Annotated in this window: 18 protein-coding genes; 8 read left to right on the forward strand and 10 right to left on the reverse strand. The window is 75.8% G+C overall.

Annotated elements, in window-relative coordinates; all coding sequences use genetic code 11:
- Positions 1–24 precede the first annotated feature (24 nt).
- Both ABWK59_RS33330 and ABWK59_RS33335 read right to left on the reverse strand, forming a co-directional pair.
- A complete protein-coding gene (locus tag ABWK59_RS33330) occupies positions 25–579 on the reverse strand; it encodes a hypothetical protein (RefSeq protein WP_354644397.1) in 555 nt (184 codons plus the stop codon).
- Positions 576–1,538, reverse strand: coding sequence for a DUF4129 domain-containing protein (locus tag ABWK59_RS33335; RefSeq protein ID WP_354644398.1), 963 nt, complete (start codon positions 1,536–1,538; stop codon positions 576–578). Before ABWK59_RS33335 ends, ABWK59_RS33330 begins: the two co-directional genes overlap by 4 nt.
- A 258-nt stretch (positions 1,539–1,796) precedes the next feature.
- On the opposite strand from ABWK59_RS33335, the gene ABWK59_RS33340 reads away from it, so the two are divergent.
- Positions 1,797–2,312: a hypothetical protein gene (locus ABWK59_RS33340; protein ID WP_354644399.1), complete on the forward strand. Its 516-nt coding sequence runs from the start codon at positions 1,797–1,799 to the stop codon at positions 2,310–2,312.
- Between the two features lie 44 nt (positions 2,313–2,356).
- On the opposite strand, the gene ABWK59_RS33345 is transcribed toward ABWK59_RS33340, so the two are convergent.
- Complete coding sequence (locus ABWK59_RS33345) at positions 2,357–3,361, reverse strand: serine protein kinase RIO (RefSeq protein WP_354644400.1); 1,005 nt, start codon at positions 3,359–3,361, stop codon at positions 2,357–2,359.
- 246 nt (positions 3,362–3,607) lie between these two features.
- Positions 3,608–4,258 (reverse strand): hypothetical protein, encoded by a 651-nt coding sequence (locus ABWK59_RS33350; protein ID WP_354644401.1) that lies wholly within the window; start codon positions 4,256–4,258, stop codon positions 3,608–3,610.
- Positions 4,259–4,388: 130 nt separating this feature from the next.
- Here ABWK59_RS33350 and ABWK59_RS33355 point away from each other — a divergent pair, with 130 nt between their 5' ends.
- Positions 4,389–5,063, forward strand: a complete 675-nt coding sequence (locus tag ABWK59_RS33355) for a hypothetical protein (protein ID WP_354644402.1) — start codon at positions 4,389–4,391, stop codon at positions 5,061–5,063.
- Between the two features lie 345 nt (positions 5,064–5,408).
- On the opposite strand, the gene ABWK59_RS33360 is transcribed toward ABWK59_RS33355, so the two are convergent.
- Positions 5,409–5,840, reverse strand: coding sequence for an NTP pyrophosphohydrolase (locus tag ABWK59_RS33360; RefSeq protein ID WP_354644403.1), 432 nt, complete (start codon positions 5,838–5,840; stop codon positions 5,409–5,411).
- A gap of 186 nt (positions 5,841–6,026) precedes the next feature.
- Between ABWK59_RS33360 and ABWK59_RS33365 the strand changes: the two genes are divergently transcribed.
- Positions 6,027–7,538 (forward strand): FAD-dependent oxidoreductase, encoded by a 1,512-nt coding sequence (locus ABWK59_RS33365; RefSeq protein ID WP_354644404.1) that lies wholly within the window; start codon positions 6,027–6,029, stop codon positions 7,536–7,538.
- Between the two features lie 70 nt (positions 7,539–7,608).
- Positions 7,609–7,932 carry a divalent-cation tolerance protein CutA gene (cutA, locus tag ABWK59_RS33370; protein ID WP_354644405.1) on the forward strand — a complete coding sequence of 108 codons (324 nt, stop codon included), beginning with the start codon at positions 7,609–7,611 and terminating at the stop codon, positions 7,930–7,932.
- A 42-nt stretch (positions 7,933–7,974) separates the two neighbouring features.
- Here the strand turns inward: cutA and ABWK59_RS33375 are convergent, their stop codons facing one another.
- Positions 7,975–9,258: a helix-turn-helix transcriptional regulator gene (locus ABWK59_RS33375; RefSeq protein WP_354644406.1), complete on the reverse strand. Its 1,284-nt coding sequence runs from the start codon at positions 9,256–9,258 to the stop codon at positions 7,975–7,977.
- 316 nt (positions 9,259–9,574) lie between these two features.
- Between ABWK59_RS33375 and ABWK59_RS33380 the strand changes: the two genes are divergently transcribed.
- Entirely contained in the window at positions 9,575–9,847 is a 273-nt protein-coding gene (locus ABWK59_RS33380) for a hypothetical protein (protein ID WP_354644407.1), read from the forward strand.
- A gap of 250 nt (positions 9,848–10,097) precedes the next feature.
- Here ABWK59_RS33380 and ABWK59_RS33385 read toward each other — a convergent pair whose 3' ends face one another.
- Both ABWK59_RS33385 and ABWK59_RS33390 read right to left on the reverse strand, forming a co-directional pair.
- Entirely contained in the window at positions 10,098–10,721 is a 624-nt protein-coding gene (locus ABWK59_RS33385) for a hypothetical protein (RefSeq protein WP_354644408.1), read from the reverse strand.
- 168 nt (positions 10,722–10,889) lie between these two features.
- A complete protein-coding gene (locus ABWK59_RS33390; protein ID WP_354644409.1) occupies positions 10,890–12,239 on the reverse strand; it encodes a YhgE/Pip domain-containing protein in 1,350 nt (449 codons plus the stop codon).
- 253 nt (positions 12,240–12,492) lie between these two features.
- Between ABWK59_RS33390 and ABWK59_RS33395 the strand changes: the two genes are divergently transcribed.
- Positions 12,493–13,044 carry a thioredoxin family protein gene (locus tag ABWK59_RS33395; RefSeq protein ID WP_354644410.1) on the forward strand — a complete coding sequence of 184 codons (552 nt, stop codon included), beginning with the start codon at positions 12,493–12,495 and terminating at the stop codon, positions 13,042–13,044.
- Positions 13,045–13,056: 12 nt separating this feature from the next.
- Here the strand turns inward: ABWK59_RS33395 and ABWK59_RS33400 are convergent, their stop codons facing one another.
- On the reverse strand, positions 13,057–14,256 hold the full coding sequence (locus ABWK59_RS33400) for an MFS transporter (RefSeq protein WP_354644411.1): 1,200 nt from the start codon (positions 14,254–14,256) through the stop codon (positions 13,057–13,059).
- A 157-nt stretch (positions 14,257–14,413) separates the two neighbouring features.
- Between ABWK59_RS33400 and ABWK59_RS33405 the strand changes: the two genes are divergently transcribed.
- Both ABWK59_RS33405 and ABWK59_RS33410 read left to right on the forward strand, forming a co-directional pair.
- Entirely contained in the window at positions 14,414–15,409 is a 996-nt protein-coding gene (locus ABWK59_RS33405) for a Gfo/Idh/MocA family protein (RefSeq protein WP_354644412.1), read from the forward strand.
- Positions 15,410–16,161: 752 nt separating this feature from the next.
- Positions 16,162–16,863: a GNAT family N-acetyltransferase gene (locus ABWK59_RS33410; RefSeq protein ID WP_354644413.1), complete on the forward strand. Its 702-nt coding sequence runs from the start codon at positions 16,162–16,164 to the stop codon at positions 16,861–16,863.
- A gap of 7 nt (positions 16,864–16,870) precedes the next feature.
- Here the strand turns inward: ABWK59_RS33410 and ABWK59_RS33415 are convergent, their stop codons facing one another.
- The gene (locus ABWK59_RS33415; RefSeq protein WP_354644414.1) at positions 16,871–17,848 is read right to left on the reverse strand and encodes an antibiotic biosynthesis monooxygenase; all 978 of its coding nucleotides are present in this window, start codon (positions 17,846–17,848) and stop codon (positions 16,871–16,873) included.
- Positions 17,849–17,851 lie beyond the last annotated feature (3 nt).

Here is a 17,851-nt window from a genome sequence, read left to right on the forward strand (position 1 = left end):
TCGGTCGGGTCAGGTCGGGTCGGGTCACAGTCGGTCGAGGCCCTCGACGGCGTCGGCGAGGAGTTCCGGGGTGAGCTCGACGGGCGACTCCTCCTGCCGCGGGTCCAGCCACGGCCACAGCCGGGGCCCGAGCAGCTCGGCGGCCCGGTCGGGATCGCGGAGCATCGAGACCCCGTGGCGCTCCGACAGCGTGGCCTCGTAGAGGCGTTGGACCCGGCGGCGGAGCGCGGCGGGATGGCCCTCCTCGCCGCGCAGGGCCTTCTTCACCAGCCGCCGCCAGTCGCCGAGGTCGGCCTGCGCGCTCTCCAGGACCCGGGCCGGCGTCCGGCGGCCGAGGTCCTCGGAGTCCGCGCCGAGCACGTACCGGGCGAGACCCAGCGCGGCGACGGCCAGCACGAGGGTCGCGCCGACCGCGGCCGAGGTCCCGCCGGCCAGCCAGAGCCCGCCGACCAGGGCGGCCGCGGCCACGGCGAGGTGGGCGAGGCTGTGGGCGGCCGTCCCGGGGACGAGCCGCGCGAGCGGACCCGGCGGGCGCCCGCCGGAGTCGGCGGGGGATGGGTGGTGGAGGTGACGGGTCATCGGGCGACTTCCTCGCGGCCGTCGGCTCCGCCTCGTTCGGTGCGGTCCCGGAGGTGTGCGGCGATGGCCTCCAGTGCGGCGGAGGCCCGGTCGAGGTGGCCGGCGTCCATCGGGTGGCTGGAGTAGCGGGCCTCGCGGAACAGGGCGGCGAGCGTCCCCGCCTCCGGACCGCGCAGCAGGCCCTCGCCGGCGGCGCGGCGCAGCAGGTCGTCCGGGCTGTCGGAGTCGAGCCGGCCGATTCCGGAGCGGCCCAGCGACTCCTCCATCGCCGCGTAGCAGGCGATCACGGCGGCGCGGGCGTCGGTGCCGTGCAGGGCGGCCCGCCCGGAGACCACGGCCTCCGCCAGCACCCGGCCGGTGACCGGCCCCGAGTCCACGGCCGGCACCCCGGCAGCCGGGCCGGGCCGGCCCCGGAACAGGTGCCCGTACCGGCGCCACAGCCGTACCGCCAGCACCAGCAGGACGATCACCGCCGCCGCCAGGCACAGCCAGGCGATGCTCAGCCCGATCGGCTCGGGCTCGTAGTGGTCGCGCGCCACCGAGGTCGGCGAGGGCAGCGGGGTCACCGGGACGTCGAGCGGCGTCGGCTGTACCGCCGGACCCGGCCGACGGGCCATCCGGGTGGCCTCGCTCGGGCCCCGGTCGCGGAAGTGCGCGATGACCAGGGCGATCGGAAGGACCGCGGCGACGACCGAGACGAGGTGGACGGTGGCGTCCTTGAGGCGTTCGGCGGCCGGGGTCGGCCCGTAGGCGCCGCGGGCCTGTGCCCGCAGCCGCCGGACCAGCGCCGCCCCGCCGCCCGCGCAGCCCAGCACCAGCAGGGTGAGCAGTCCGCCGTGGTCCGTCAGCGGCGCCGTCCGGTACGTCCGGACCGTCTCGGCGGCCGGGTGCAGGGCCAGGGCCGCGAGGACCAGCCCGCCCACCACGGCCGCGGCCGCCCCCGCCTGCCGGGCCGTCACCCGCCGCTCCCGACGCCCAGCGCGCGGCGCACCGCCGCGTGCACCGTCCGTGGACCGTGCCATGCCGTTCGAACTCCCCCTCACCTCCGTCGCCGATCCGATGATCAGTACGCGATCCGGAGGATGAGCAGCTTCCCACAGAGATCACCGACCCGCCAGTGCCCGCCGCCCCCGCCCCCGGCCCACCCGGCCGTCCCCGCCCGGTGCTAGCATCCGCGCAGCTCAGAGCACCTGCGACAGGGACGGGGACAGCGGCGGGTGGAACGGACGACGCAGGACCACGAGCAGCCGGGCGACACCGGGACACCACGTCGCCGCAGGCTGCTCCTCGGCGCGGCCGTGGCGGCCTGCCTGCTCGGAGCGGCCGGTGCGGCGGGCGCGGTGGCCCTGCGGGGAGGCCCGGACGCACCCGCGCGGACCGACTCCGGGAGCAGCGCGGATGGTGACGCCACGCCGGGTCCCACGGCCGGCCCGACCGAGTCGACGGCCCCGGCCGAGCCGGCCCCGACCTCGGCCACCCCCTCCGAGACGGCGCCGGCCACCGCCGAGCCGGATCCCGCCCGTTCTCCCGCCGCGGCCGCTCCCACGGCGCCCGCGCGCATCAGGCCGGCCGCCACACCGACGGCCACCGCCACCCGCTCCCGGTTCACCCCGCCGCCCAGGCCCACCCCGACCGTGCCCGAGCGCCCGGCCGGCTGCCCGCCCTGGCACTACCCCGTCCCCGGGGGGTGCTCCCGCATCCCGGACCCGGTCACCTTCCCGCCCGTGCCCTGACCGACCGGGTCCCCGGCCTCCTGGAAGCAGCGGCCGGGCGGGCGCTAGCCGAGACGGGCGTCGGCGGCCAGCGCCGCCACCAGCTCCTCGACCCGCCGCTCGGGCAGCCCCCGGGAGGCGAACCAGGAACCCACGTTGCGCACGTCCCGCTCCAGGAAGGACAGCCCGCGCGGGTTGGCGATGACGTCCACGATCTGCGGCACGTCGATGATCACCAGCCGTCCCTCGTGGACCAGGATGTTGTACGCCGACAGGTCGCCGTGGGCGTAGCCGCCGAGCGCAAGCAGCGAGAGGCTGCGGCCGAGCTGCTCCCACAGGTCCTCGATGTCGGCCTCCTCGGCGCGCAGTTGGGCGAGCCGGGGCGCGGCCGCACCGTCGGCGTCACCGACGAACTCCATGAGGATCTCGGTCCCGGTGATCTGCACCGGGTACGGGACGGCCACCCCGGCCGACCAGAGCCGGCACAGCGCCGAGAACTCGGCCGCCGCCCACTGCCCGGCGATCGCCTCCTTGCCGAACGCCGTGCGCTTGGCCATCGCCCGGCTGACCCGGGACTCCTTGTGCTGGCGGCCCTCCAGGTAGCCGGAGTCGCGGTGGAACATCCGGTGCTGGGCGTCCCGGTAGCGCTTGGCGGCCATCAGGGTGCGGCGTTCCGTCCCGGGCACACCGCGCTCCAGCAGGAAGACGTCGGCCTCCTTGCCGGTCTTCACGATCCCGAGTTCGGTGTCCACGGCCGCCAGCTCGGTCACCACCCAGGAGGGACGCGGCTCGGGCCCCTTCTCGGTGGGGGTGGACTGGTCCCAGGTGGACCAGCGGTCGCCCACGGCGGGACCGTCCGGTTCCGGCGCGCCCGCCGCCGGGGCGTCGGCGGTCGAGGAGGACGGGAATAGGCTCTCGAACCCGCCGGCGGAGTCGGAGAGTTCGGCCACCGCGGCGGGGGCGTACTCGGGCTCGTAGTCGTCGAACCGGTCGGACCTGCGGCCACGCCGGGATGCGCCCTTGGGGCGGATACGGGAGAAGGAATCGCTGTCGGCAAAGCGCTCGCGCACTGCGGTGGCTCCTGAGGAGTGGCCCACCGGGCGCGGCCGCTACGAGACGCTGTCAGCCGGTGGGGAGATGATCGAGGAAGGCGTATGGCGCGCACACGAAAGCGCGCCGCGACACGGCGGCAACCATCCGGACACACCTCCCTCGACATCGAGCCCTCGCACGGCATCCGTTCGCGAGGACATCGGTACCCTAGCCGCTTCCTCCCACCGCGCAACCGAATTAATCGCGGACGTCCTCCCGGTGGCTCACTCCTGCCAGTCGAGGTCCTGGATCTCCAGCCCGTCCGGGCCCAGCGCGGTGTGCTCGGCGTGCTCCCGCATCCGGGGGCCGTACTCCGGGTGCTCGGCCAGCGAGGTGTAGGTGCCGAAGTCCAGGTCGATCACCTCGGCGAGATCGGCGAGGTACACGTCCAGCCCCGGGTACATCACGGCCACGAACGGCAGGTCGTCGACATCGGTCACCAACACCGGGTACTCGCCGGTGGAATCGGGCTCGCCCAGGTACAGCAGGCGCCGCGAGTCACAGCCCCCGACCAGCGGCAGACAGGGCGCCGGCAGCAGCCGCTCGAAGTCGGCGAACATCGCGACCAGCGGGTCCCCCGTCTCCCCGCCGTACAGCTCCTCCGCCGTCGCCCCCAGCGGACGGCCGACCAACTCCGGCTCCCGCACGTCCTCGTACCAGCCCAGCTCCTCGAACCAGGAGCCGTCGTACGCCAGCCAGCGGCGCAGGCTCGGCGGCAGCGGACGCCCGCCGGGCAGCCGCAACCGGTCGATGACCTCGGGCGGCAGCGGCACCGGCTCGTCCGCGTCCGGCGCCTCCGACGTCGGCCAACCCTCCTCGCTCACCCGCGCGATGACCCGCTCCACCAGGGCTGCTCCGTGCATGCTCTCGTTCACGGCGGTCACTCTCCCATCCGCCACCGACAGCGCCGCCCCCGGCTCCCGTTGTCGGCGCCGGGACGTAGCTTCGTCCCGACCGGCGAGGCGCCGGGCACCTCGCGCAGCCCACCGGAAGGACAGCCCGGCCATGACGACCGGCACCGGCACCACCGCCGCCAGCGGGCCCGACCACGGCGTCGCCCTCACCGAACGCGTCATCGCCGCCGTGGCGGCCGACCCGGGCCGCCCGGTGCTCGACTACCACCCCTTCACGGGCGCCTGGGTGGAGGGCGCACCCGAACCGGTGCCCGCCGAGGTGCTGGCCACCGCCACCTTCCCCAGCGGGCGCCCGCTGCCGCCCGGCCTGCGCCGCTGGCTGGCCTTCGACAGCGGCCTGCTGCGCCGCTCCGGCTGGTTCGACGACGGGGACCACACCTTCACCCCGCGTCCGCTCGGCGAACTGGCCCGCGACGAGTTCGGCGACGGCTGGGGCGCGGTCTACGACGCGCTGTCGGACCGTTTCGACGAGTGCTTCCTCCTGCCGGGCGGCTCCGACTCCCGCCGCGTCCTCGCCACCGGCACCGCCGACGACGCGGGCGAGTACCCGGTGTTCGTCCTCGACGTGGACGACATCCCCTGCATCGAGCTGATGTACCCGGGCCTGGACGTCTACCTCGCCGACACCGCCGGCCTGATCACCTGCCAGGGCGAGGGCTACTCCGCCCTGGCCGCCGACCCCCGCTACGCCGCCCGGATGCACACCCACGCCCGGAACTTCCTCGCCGGCCGGATGCACGAGGAGTGCCTCGACTTCCCGGACTGACCGCCGCCCCCGCCACCCGGCGGGCACCCTGCACACCGCTCGCTGACTCGCCCGCTGACCCCGCAGAGCTGCCGGTCCTTGACGCTCTCCCGGAGGCCGGAGCGCTCCGCGGGGGACACCGGCCGGGGGCGGAGTCCTCCGCACTCGCCGAGCACGACCACGGCCGTACGGTCCTTCAGCAGCCGTCGCACGACCCGGAGATCGATCCGCCGACGCCGGAGTTCCCACCGCCTGCCGCCGTCGTCCGTCAGCCACACCGGCGAGGCGAGCCGGTCGGGGTTGGTGGGGAGGTTCTGCACCCGCCGAGTACCCTCGGCGGGGCGCACGGTGGCACCCGACTTCTCGTCAGGCCGGTCGGACGGTGCGGGGGCCGAGGACGTGGGCGCCGAGGGCGGTGACGCGGGCGCGGAGTTCGCGGTCGGCGGTGACGACGGTGCAGGGCCGGTGCGGGTCGGCGGCCAGGGTGGCGGCGACGAGGTCGACGATGCGGTCGTCCCCGCTGCCGGTGGCGGCGACCACGCGGACCAGCGGGACGCCGGCCACACCGCGGGCGGCGCCCTCCACGACCAGGACCACCTCCAGCGGCCCGGCCGGCCCGTCGGCCCGGACGTCCGCCAGCCCGTGCTCGGCCACGGCCGTCAGCGCGTCGCGCAGCCGCTCGGTGGCGCCCCGCCGGTCCCGCCACCAGCCGTCGGGCACCGAACCCACCACGTTCGCGGCGTCCACCACCAGCAGCGGGAGGTCCGTCGCCCGCTCACCCGCGTCCTTCTCGTCCATGGGCCGCAAGCCTGCCATGCCGCACCGCACCGAGCGGCCCCCGCGCCCGCCGGTGGGAGGATGGAGTGACGGGGGTGCACCGGACCGGGAGGAGAGACCGATGGGTGCGCGGGTGGACCGCCGCTCGGCCGGTCCGCCGGAGGGCGGACGCCGCGACCGGGAACGCCCCGCGGGCGGGCCGGCCTGATGGCGCCCGACCCCGCCGCCCGGGGAACCCCGCCGGCCCGCCTGCGGGTGGCCGTGGTCGGCTCGGGACCGGCCGGGCTGTACACCGCGGAGGCGGTGATCAAGCAGGCCGGCGCCGCCGGGATCACGGCCGCCGTGGACGTCCTGGACCGGCTGCCCACCCCGTACGGCCTGGTGCGCTACGGGGTCGCCCCGGACCACCCCTCGATCCGCGGCATCGCCGACTACCTGCGGCGGGTCCTGGAACACCCTTCAGTCCGGTTCCTCGGCGACGTCTGCTTCGGCCGGGAGGTCACCCGCGGCATGCTGCTGGCCGGCTACGACGCGGTGGTGTACGCGACCGGCGCACCGGCGGACCGCCGGCTGCGGGTGCCCGGCGAGGAACTGCCGGGCAGCACGGCGGCCGCCGAGTTCGTGCGCTGGTACTGCGGGCACCCGGACGCGGACCCGGCGGCGTTCACCCTGGACGCGGAGGCGGTGGCGGTGATCGGCGCGGGCAACGTCGCGCTGGACGTGGCCCGGGTGCTGGCCGCGCCCCCCGCCGCCTTCCGGGCCACCGACGTCCCCGAACCCGTGCTGGCGGCCCTGCTGGCCAGCCGGGTCCGGGAGGTCCACGTGATCATCCGGCGCGGCCCCGCCGAGGCCCGCTTCACCCCCAGGGAGCTGCGCGAACTCGGCGAGGTCCCCGGCATCGAGGTCACCGTGGACCCGGGCGCCGCCGGACTCGACCCGGACGGTGTCCGAGCGCCGGACGGGCTGCCGGACGGGGTCCGATCGCCGGACGGCGTCCCGGTGGCGGACGGCCCCGTGCCGGACGGCGTCCCGGTCGCGGACCGCCGGGTACGCCAGAACCTCGCGGTGCTCCGGGAGTGGGCCGCCCGGCCCGCCCCGCCCCGCCCCTCCGCCGCGCGCCGGGTGCACCTGCGCTTCGGCTGGCGGCCGGTCGCGGTCCTCGGCACCGACCGGGTGACCGGCCTGAGGATCGAGCGGACCCGCCCGCCGCGACCCGGCGAGGACGCCCACGGCCCGGTCGGGACGGGCGAGTTCGCGGAACTCCCGGTGCAGCTGGTGCTGCGTTCCATCGGCTACCGCGGCGTCCCGCTGCCCGGAGTGCCCTTCGACGCCGTCCGGGGAGTGGTCCCCCACCACGAGGGACGGGTGCTCGGCCCGGACGGCCGCCCGCTGCCCGGCGAGTACGTGGCGGGCTGGCTCAAACGCGGACCCACCGGGGTGATCGGCAGCAACAAGTCGGACGCCGCCGAGACCGTCCGCTCCCTGCTGGCCGACCTCGCCGGCCGCCCGCGCGGCGCCGGCCCCACCCCGGCGCAGGAGCCCGGACCACCGGCCGCCGGCCTCCCGGAACGGCTCGCCGCCGCCGGCGTCCACCCGGTCAGCTACCGGGAGTGGCTGGCCATCGACGCCGCCGAGCACGACCTGGCCGCCGCCCTCGGCCGCGGCGAGCGGGTCAAACTGCGCGACTGGGACGCCCTCCACCAGGCCTGCGGCCACTGAACCGCCGGACGGCGGAGGTCCCCGGCGGAACCCGCCTGACGGGTCGTACCGGGACCGTAGGCTGCCTGGCATGACGAACCGTGACTTCATCGTGGTGACCACGACCCACGACGACGAGGCCAAGGCCCGTGAACTCGCCGCCGCGGTGGTGCGCGAGCGTCTCGCCGCGTGCGCGCAGGTGTACGCGGTCCGCTCGGTGTACTGGTGGGACGGTGAGGTGCAGGACGCCTCGGAGTGGCGGATCGACCTCAAGACCCGGGCCGCGGTCGGCGACCGGCTGGCCGCACGGATCGGTGAACTGCACTCCTACGACACACCCGAGATCATCGGCGTCCCGGTCGTCACCGGCTCCTCCGCCTACCTCGACTGGGTGCGCGCCGAAACCACCGGATGACGCGGTCGGCGCCGGTGACCCGGTCGGCGCGCACGCCACCGCTCACACGAGTGCGGCCCGGATCTCCTCACGGAGGTCACGGGCCGCACGCGTCGGGGGCAGCTGCTCGGCGAGCGCCGTCAGCCGTACCCGGCCCATGGTCGCCTCGCTCTGTACGGTCGCCGCCAGGGCTCTCCGCCCGATCTCCACGGCCCGCTCCACGTCCCCGGCCGTCAGGTACCCGGCGGCCAGGTCGCCGAGCACCGCCACCCGGACCTTGCTGTCGTCCCCGCCCAGGTCCGCCAGCGTCCGGTCGGCGGCCGCGCCCAGCCCGGGATGGTTCAACCGGGCGTACGTGGCGACCTGCATCGACCCCAGGCGCGGACGGCGGAAGAAGCTCACCCACGCCTGCTCCCGCTCCGGATCGGCGTAGTCGAAGGCCACCAGCGCCCGGTCCAGCGCCCGGACCGCCGCGTCCCGGTCACCGGAGGCCGCCGCCTCCTCGGCCTCCCGGGCGCACAGCCAGGACCGGGCGGTGGCGTAACCGGGCCCGCGGACGTGCTCCTGGGCCGCGGTGAGCATCGCCCGGGCCGTCTCCGGAGCGACCGCGTACGAGGTGTAGCCGAGCACCAGCGCGTGCAGCGGGGCGTGCCCGGCCCGCTCGGCGGCCAGCCGGGCCACCCGGTAGTAGCGCTGCGCCTCCTCGTAGCGGCCGAGGTCCCAGGCCGTCCAGCCGGCCAGTGCGGCGGTCTCGCCGGCGGCCATGGTCAGCGCCGCCCGGTGGACGCCCGCGCCGGGCAGCAGGGTGGTGAGGGTGTCCAGGTGCGCGGACAGCCGGGAGGCGAGCTGCCGGGCGGTGGTGTGCTCCTCGGCGGTGAACATCGCGGCCGTGGCCTCCCGCAGGCCGTCCGCGGTCGTCCGGTCCACGCCGCCGCCGTCGAGTGCCGCGGCCAGCCGCCCCCAGGGTTCGGCCGCCGCGCCGGCGGCCAGGGCCGCGACCGCGCTGATCTGGAATCGGCGTCTGTTCACGTCGTCCTCCGGTACTTCGACTGCTTCCTCGAATTCCTCGAATTCCTCGAATTCCTCGAACGGTGGAGCGGTGACGGCCGCACCCGCCTCGCCGAACGGACCGGTCGGGCGCCGGGGCGTGAGGAGTTCGTTCAGTTCCTCGGCGCTGATCCTCAGGAGCCGGGCGAGCCGCGGGCGTTGGTACGGCTGAGGGGTGGCCCGTCCGGCCTCCCAGCGCACCACGGTGGAGGTGGCGATCCCGAGCCGATCGGCCAACTGCTCCTGACTGTAGCCCAGCGCCGAGCGCCGCTCGGCCAATCCGTCGCGCCTGGACGTCATCACGCCTCCCGCCCGCCCGCAGCAAAACCCCAGGTCAGGCCCGGCAGTGCGCGGAGGACGCCTGGGAAACGCTCCAACTCTGCTCTGGGAGACGGTAGCTGACGGTGGCTGACTGGTCACGACGGTTCGCGAAGACGGGCCCCGGCCCGGACCCGACCCGCCGGCCATGACCGCAGCAGAGAGGCACCGCCATGCCCAGCGCCCATCCCGCCACCGTCCACCCCTCGCCCGCCCGGGACCGCGCTCGGGCGGCCGGCGCCCGCAGACTCCGTACGGGCTCCGCGGTCCGCCGTCGAAGGCGGCCCGCGGAGCCGCGGTGAGCGGCGACACCGGGACGTACCGCACCGCCGGGGCGGAGCGGGAGGCCGCCCAGGGCCGGACACCGGTCCCGCGGCACCGGCCGGGGATGACGATCCGCACGTACCGGGTCGCCGCCGACGGCACCCGCTACGGGCACCGCGGACCGGTCACCCTCGTCCCGGACGGCACCGCCCCGATCCCGCGCTTCCCCGACTGGCCCGCCTGCGCCTGCCCCCGCCACGCAGTACGGGCCACCCACACCCCCGGCCCGCCCCCCGCGGCCGGGTGAGGCCGGCACCGGTCCCGCCACGTCCCCCCACGCGGGACCGGTGCCACGGCGGCCCGCCACGCTGCTCGACCGCCACCAGGCTCGACGGACCGACTTGGGGCGGGAGGACTCTGCTTGGCTTGATCGGCTAACCCAGGGGGCGCGGGGACTGCGCGGCGCGGAAGGTTACGGCGTCGCACTCTTCCGCTGCGCGCAGTTCCCCGCGCCCCTGTCTGTGACCCTCTCGGATCGGTGGCTCGGCTCGGCCCGGTCAGTAGCTCGGCGTGGCTGCCGGGGCCGAGGTGGTCACCCGGGGTGTCGGCGTCGTGTACGTCGTGTACGTCGTGGTCGGCGGGGTGGTCCGGGTCGCGGGGGAGCGGGTCGGCGGCGGCGTGGTGGTGGCCCGGCCCGGGGGCGGGGTGGTCGGCGTCTGGTAGCCGGTGGGCTTCGCCGGCGGGGTGGTGCCGGTCTCGCCGGGGGACTCCTCGGGCGAGGGCGAGGCCGGGGAGGAGGTGGCCGCGGGTGGCACCTCGACATTGCCGCCGCCCGACCCCGAGGTGGCGAAGGCGACGCCGACCGCGATGCCCGCCACCGCGACGACGGCGATCGGGATGACGACCCGCGGACGGCGCCACCACGGCGGCGCGGGCGGACCGGGCTCGCCGCCGCCCACCACCGTCCGGGGCGACTCGCCGGGAGGTCCGGGCGGCAGGCCGCCGCCGACGGTGGTGGGTGCGTCCGGCTGTCCGGGAGGGTACGAGCCGGGGCCGGACGGCGGCCGCGGGGTCGGTCCCGACGGCGGCGGCCCGCCGGCCCCCGGACCGGACAGCGGCCCGGTGGGCGGGCCGGACGGGTCGGACGGGTCGGACGATCCTGACGGCGGCTGCGAACTCACGGGGCCTTCCCTCCGGCGATTCGTCCCCCTGCCCAAATCTCGGTCCGTCCCGGGCCCGCCGCAACACGGCTCGCCGGACACGCCCGCCCGGTCACTCAGCCGCAGCCCTCGAAGCCCCCGGCCCCCGAAGCCCCCGACCCCCGAAGCCACCTCCGGCCGCCGAGGCCCTCAGGCCGCGGACTCGGCGACCAGCCGGTGCAGGCCCTTGCGGTCGTAGTAGCTGGTCATCGCGAACCCGAGGATCAGGGCGAGGACCGTCCCGATCCCGATCATGATCCAGGCCCGGGCCAGCCCGGCGTCCGCCTGGGCGTCGAAGTACAGGATCGCCCGCACCCCGTCGCTGAGCTGCCGCATCGGCTCGAAGTGCGCCAGGAACCGGTAGAACGAAGGCAGCGCCTGCAGCGGGATGGTGGCGCCCGAGGAGGGCAGCGCCAGCACGATGAACACGAACATGCTGATCAGCTGCCCCACCCCGCCGAAAGTGGCATTGATGGCCTGTACGCCCAGCCCCACCGCCGTGGTGGCGCAGAACGAGAACAGGAAGAGCAGCGGCAGGTGCCCGGCGTCCATCCCGAGGATCCCGACCGTGGCCAGCATGATGGCCGCCGAGGAGACCAGGGCGATCCCGGTGCTCATCACCGATTTGACCACCCAGGTCCGGCGCCGGGTGATCGGCACGGTCCGCCGCCGGGTGTGCCAGGGGCCCAGCTCGTTGTCGGTGTACCCGAGCGCCACGTCGACGCCGTTGCCGATCGCGTTGCCGCCGAGGAAGCCGGCCAGCACCAGCAGCAGCGTGTAGTAGAACGCGCTCAGACCCAGCCCGCTGTGCGGGCCGATCGGGTGGCCCACCCGGGTCTCCACGGTGACCGGGTCCGCCAGCAGCAGGGCGGCCGGGTTGGACACCTGGGTGCCCTGCTGGGCGGCGCGCTGCGCGGCGGTGGCGGTCAGCTGCTTGCCGAGTTCCAGCGAGGCGCGGTGGGCCGCGTCCTGGGTGATGGAACTGGCGAACGAGGAGGCCAGGCTGCCCGACCCCGGATTGGTCAGCACCACCGCGGTCGGCCGCACCGGCGTACCGGTGGGCGGCGCGCCCAGGCCGACCACGGCCGCGGTGAAGTCCTCCGGGATCTCCAGCGCCCCGTACAGCTGGTTCGAGGCGAGCTTCTGCTGGGCCTCGGCGGGGGTGAGGATCTGCCAGTCCACCCGCTGGTCCGGGTCGGGGGCCGCGGCGACGGCGGTGGTCACCCGCTGGCCCAGGTTCTGCTGCTGGCCGTCCACGGTCGCCCCGCGGTCGGCGTTGACCAGGCCCACCGGCAGGTGGTGCAGGTCGATCCGCGGGTTGAGGATGCCGCCCATGTACAGCAGCGCCAGCAGCAGGGCGACGACGCCGACCAGGCAGGTCGGGATGACCCAGATCCTCGGGTTGCGGAGCACCTGACCGGCCGTCACCCCGGTCCCGCCCGGTGCGGCGGGCTCCGGTGCGGGGTCGGGCGGGGAGGGCGTCGGGTCGGACGGTGTCATCGGCTGCCTCCGCAGGTCGGTCCGGTCCGCTCCGCACCGGCGGAACCGGTCCGGACGGTTCCACCGTCGCCGCCCGGAGGCAACCGCACGCGCCGCGCTGCTACCCGGACGGCCGAACCGCCGTCCCACGGCCCGCGCCCGGACGGGCCGCCGGCGCCGGCGACCGGTCCCGCCCCCTGCCGTCCCGCCCGCGCCCGCCCGCCCGGGGTGCGTCCTACGATGGCCGTAGGCCCCCGAGGACAGGATCACCGTGATGGCTGCCACCTCGACCATGGTCCCGCTGGGCACCCCCGCCCCCGACTTCGCGCTGCCCGCGCTGGACGGCCGGACCGTCGCCCGGGACGACCTCGCCGCCGCGCCCGCCCTGCTGGTCGCCTTCCTGTGCAACCACTGCCCGTACGTCCGGCACGTGGAGCAGGGCCTCGGCCGGCTGGTCGGCGAGTTCCCGGACCTCGCGGTGGTCGGGATCTGCACCAACAGCCCCGCGATCGCCCCCACCGACGGCCCCGAGGGGCTGCGCGCCCAGGTGGCGAGGACCGGCTGGACCTTCCCGTACCTGATCGACGCCGACCAGTCCGTCGGCCGCGCCTACCGGGCCGCCTGCACCCCGGACTTCTTCCTGTTCGACCGCGAGCGGCGACTCGCCTACCGCGGCGCCCTGGACGACTCCACCCCGGGCAACCGCAAACCCGTCACCGGGTACCTGCTCCGGGAGGCGGTCACCCTGGTCCTGGCCGGCCGGTCCGTACCCGAGCCGCACCGCGCCAGCATGGGCTGCTCCATCAAGTGGGCCGAGGACCACTGAGCGCGCAGGACGTCAGGTGCCGGGCACCGGGCGGCGCAGCAGGTACGAGCCGGCGAAGAGGGTCAGGACCGTCATGGTGACGATGAACACCACGCCCGCCTCCTCCAGCCCGATCCGCCCGGTGAGCAGCCCCACACCGATGATCGGGACGGCCAGGCCCGTGTAGGCCACCACGAACAGCGAGGAGATCGTCCCGGCGCGCTGCTCCGCCGGGGCCGCCGAGGCCACCGCGCCGACCGCGCCGCGCAGCGACATCCCCTGCCCGGTGCCGCCGACCAGGGCGCTGAGCACCAGCAGGGCCACCGACTCCGCCAGCAGCGTTCCGCCGAGCAGGACCAGCCCGGCGACCAGCACGGCGCAGCCCAGCGGCAGGGCCCGCCGCGCCCCGAGCCGGCCCGCCGCCAGCTGGCCGACGGTGGAGGCGAGGAACGCCGAGAAGACGATCAGGCCGGTCACGGCGCGGTTGTGGACGTCCAGGGTCTGCGTGAGGAAGGCCGGCGACACGGCGGTGAAGACGCCGAACAGCGCGAACCCGGTGAACGCCGCCACCCCGGAGGGCACGAACACCCCGCGGACCTCCCGCGGCAGCTTCGGCGCCCGCAGCCGGGCCCGGCGCACCGGCTGGGCGCCGGGCACCGTCTCGGGCAGCATCGCGACCACCCCCGCCGCGACCGCGACCATCCCCAGGTGCACGGCGAACGGCAGCACCAGCGGGTCGGGCGCGTACTGGGAGAGGACGCCGGACATCAGCGGACCGAGGCCCAGCCCGCCCATGTTGGCGGCGGTGGCGGCGAACGCGGCCCGGCCGCCCGCGCCCTCCGGCGCCAGCTCGATCACGTACGCGGTGGCGGTGCCGGTGAACAGGCCGGCCGACAGGCCCGACATGATCCGGCCCAGGTACAGCAGCGGCAGCCCGTTCTCCAGCAGGAAGCAGACCGCGCTCAGCGCCGCGAACCCCAGGCCGGCCAGCAGCACCGGGCGCCGCCCGACCGTGTCCGACACGCTGCCCGCCGCCGAGAGCACCGCGACCACGGCGAAGGCGTAGACCGCGAACACCACCGTCACGATCAGCTCGGAGAACCCGATCTGTTCCTGGTACAGGCCGTACAGCGGGGTCGGGAGGGTGGTGCCGGCCATGCAGACCGCGAACGCGCCGGCGGCGGCCAGGTACGGGGCGGACCGCGTCGGGCGCCCGGGCTGAGGTGCAGGCATGGGCCCACGCTACGGCGCGCATCGGACATCCCGGGCATAACCGGCGGGCGTGCCGCGGGCGGTGCCGGATGGAGAGACGGCACCACCTCCCCGCCCACCCGATCGCTACGCTGACCGGACCCTCGCCGCCCCCCGCCCCGGCTCCCGAAGGACCGTCATGCCACCGATCACCGACCGCCCGATCCGCTGGGGCATCCTCGCCACCGGTGGGATCGCGACCGCCTTCGCCGAGGACCTCGCCCACGTCCCCGGCGCACAGCCGTTCGCCGTGGCCTCCCGGACCGAGGCCTCCGCCCGAGCCTTCGCCGACCGCCACGGGCTGCCCCGCGCCTACGGCAGCTGGGCCGACCTGGCCGCCGACGAGGAGGTGGACGTGGTGTACGTGGCCACGCCGCACGACTCCCACCACGCCGCCACGGCGATGATGCTGGACGCCGGCAAGGCGGTGCTCTGCGAGAAGCCCTTCACCCTGAACAGCGCCCAGAGCGCGGAGTTGATCGCGCTGGCCCGCAAGCGGGAGCTGTTCCTGATGGAGGCCATGTGGACCTGGCTAGACCCGAGCATCCGGCGGATCGCCGAGCTGGTCGCCGAGGGCGCGATCGGCGAGGTTCGGGTGGTCCAGGCCGAGTTCGGCTTCGTCGGCCCCGAGGACCCGGACCACCGGCTCTGGGACCCGGCGCTCGGCGGCGGAGCGCTGCTCGACCTCGGCGTGTACCCGGTCGCCTTCGCCCAGCTGCTGCTGGGCGAGCCGGAGTCGGTGCAGGCCCACGCCCGGCTCACCGACCGGGGGGTGGACGCGGCCACCGCCGTCCTGCTCGGCCACGCCGGCGGCGCCACCGCGCTGCTCTCCTGCGGGCTGGACGCGGACTGCGGGCAGCGCGCCTCCATCCAGGGCACCGCCGGGCGCATCGAACTCGACCGGGACTTCTTCCACCCCGACGGCTTCACCCTGCACCGGGCCGGCCGTGAACCCGAGGTGTTCCGGGCCGGGCGCACCGGCCACGGGTACGGCCTGGAGGCGGCCGAGGTGATGCGCTGCCTGCGGGCGGGGGAGACCGAGTCGCCGCTGGTGCCGCTGGACGGGACCCTCGCGGTGATGCGGACCCTGGACGCCGTCCGGGAGCGGATCGGCGTCCGCTACCCCGGCGAGTAACCCTCGGTACCGGGGCCCGGCCGCCGTCCGGCCGTGGCCGCCGCCGTCCGACCGGGGGTCGCCGTCCCGGTGGCACCGAAGGGCTTGCCGCAGGCCACCGAAGGGTATGGCGCCGCGGCCCTTCCGGGCTTGCCCGGCCCGCCTGTGGGCTGGTCCCATGGAGTCAAGCCCGACGGCGTGGTCGACAACGCCGCCGGTCAGGGCCCCCGAACCAGGCCCGTCCGGCCCCGGTGCGCGTGTCGTGGTGACCGCGCCGGGCCCACCCGGCCCGGCGCGTGAGTTGTGGTGACCACGCGCCGGGCCCCCTGCGTTCCCGCCCTCGGTCCGCCCTTGGGCGGCCGGGGGCGACACTCCGGTGGTGGGTGGGTCGTTGAGGGGGTGTGGACTACTCACAGTTTCTCGCCGCGCTCGGGCGGTCGGCGCGTCCCTGTACCTGTGGTGCCTCGGCCGGGCGGTGCCTGGCCTGCCGGGGGACGGGGCGGGCGCGGCAGTCCGGGGCGGGTCCCCGGGCGGTGTGCCCCGCCTGCCACGGCCTCGGTGGGCAGCGCCCGCACGGTCAGGACTGCGCGGGCCTGTGCTTCCCGTCCCCGCCCGAGGTGCCCGAGGTGCCGGAGGTGCCGGAGGTCTGACCCGGCCCCGGCCCCGGCCCCGGTCCGGGCCCGGTGTCCGCGGTCCGGTCGGGCCGTGGGTCTCGCCGTACCTTCCCCGTGTAAGGTACGCTGGCCGCCTTCATCTCTTGCAGGGGGCTGCAGGTGCGGGAAGCGACCGTCAGCGAGCTGGTCCGGATGTGGGTCGACGGCTGGATCGTGTCCAGAGGGGCGTCCGACCCGATCGACGAGCCCTGGGGATGGACCGTCGACATGGGCCAGGCCGCGCACGTCTCGCGGCACGTGCTGCCGGAGCCCACCGAGGCCGAGGTCCGCAAGATCGTGGCCGGTACCAGCGCCCCCGGCACCTGGCTGAAGCTGTTCGCCCCGGACGACACCGTCCGGCCGTGGCTGGGCCCGGGCTGGCGGTTCGACCAGCCGGGCTTCCTGATGACCGTTCCGCTCGCGCCCGAGCGGCCCGTGGTGCCGGCCGGCTACACCCTGACCCGGTGGACCAGGGGCGGCGTCACCCGCGTGCTGGTCCGGACGGCCGAGGGCCACTTCGCCGCCCGCGGCCAGGTCGCCCCCACCGGCCGCACCGCCGGCGTGGACCAGATCGAGACCGCCCCGGCCCACCGCCGCCGCGGCCTCGGCAGCCTGGTGATGCGCACCCTCCAGGACACCGCCCACGCCGCCGGCGCCACCACCGGCATCCTGGTCGGCACCCCGGAAGGCCGGGCGCTCTACACCGCCCTCGGCTGGACCACCCGTTCCCCCATGGCCAGCCTCTGGTACGAACCGGCCACCACCTCCACCGCCACCGACCCGGCCACCGACGCCGCCACTGCCGCCGACGACGAGATCTGACGCACCCTCACGGCAGTGTCCAGAACACCCGGGTGATCAGGAAGAACAGGCTCACCCACCCCACCGTCACCGCCGCGACGAGCGCGAGGCCCCGCCGGTTGGTGCGGCCCGGCGGCTCGCCCGGCGGCGGCCGCAGCCACCGCCTCAGCAGCGGGTTGGCGTAGTACGGCATGGTGAAGAAGGTCATGGTGAAGCTGGACAGCAGGTTGGCCACCAGCAGCCCGATCCACAGCGGCATCGCCGCCGGCGACAGGATCAGGGTCAGCAGCATCACCGTCGGGTAGAGGCCGACCCAGACCGCGATGGCGGTCTTGGTCTCCGACAGCAGCCCGGGTGCCTGCCGGCCGCTCCCGTCGAAGGCGAACCAGCTGCCGAAGGAGTTGTCGATCGTCCGGAGCCGGAAGTCGCTGAACCGCTCGCCCTCCTCCAGGACCCGCCGCCGCTTCCCCGAGGTCAGCCAGGCGTCCAGGTGCTCGGCGGTGTCGAACCGGTACAGCGTGGTCCACTCGTCCTGCAACCCCTCGATCGGACGGAACAGCTCCGTCCCGCGGAACCCCTCGAACCGGCTCTCCTCCAGGGTCATCCGCCGCTGCCACTCCAGGAAGTCCGGCACGTGCTCCGGGTCCACCCGGTGTGCCACCACCACGGTGACCAGCGGATCCGGCACCCGGGCACCGCCCCTGACGACCTGCTGGGTGCCGGGCCCGTCGAAGTACCGGCGGCCCACGTCCAGCAGCCCCTGCCGGGTGGCGCTGTTGATCCACGCCTGGAGGTGGGCGATCGAGTCGAACCGGTACACCACCACCCAGTCCGGCTGCAGCTGCGTCGGCGGGGAGATCTCCGCGCCGCGGAAGCCCGCGTAGGTGGCGGCCGCGGCGTTCACGGTCTCCTGCCAGACCCGGTAGTCGTGCTCCTGCCCGGCCAGCACCTTCTGTCCGATGATGGCCGTCGCCGAGGAGTCCCCGCGCCGGTCGGCGGTCTCCATGAC

The sequence above is a fragment of the Kitasatospora sp. HUAS MG31 genome, from assembly GCF_040571325.1.
Lineage (GTDB): Bacteria > Actinomycetota > Actinomycetes > Streptomycetales > Streptomycetaceae > Kitasatospora > Kitasatospora camelliae.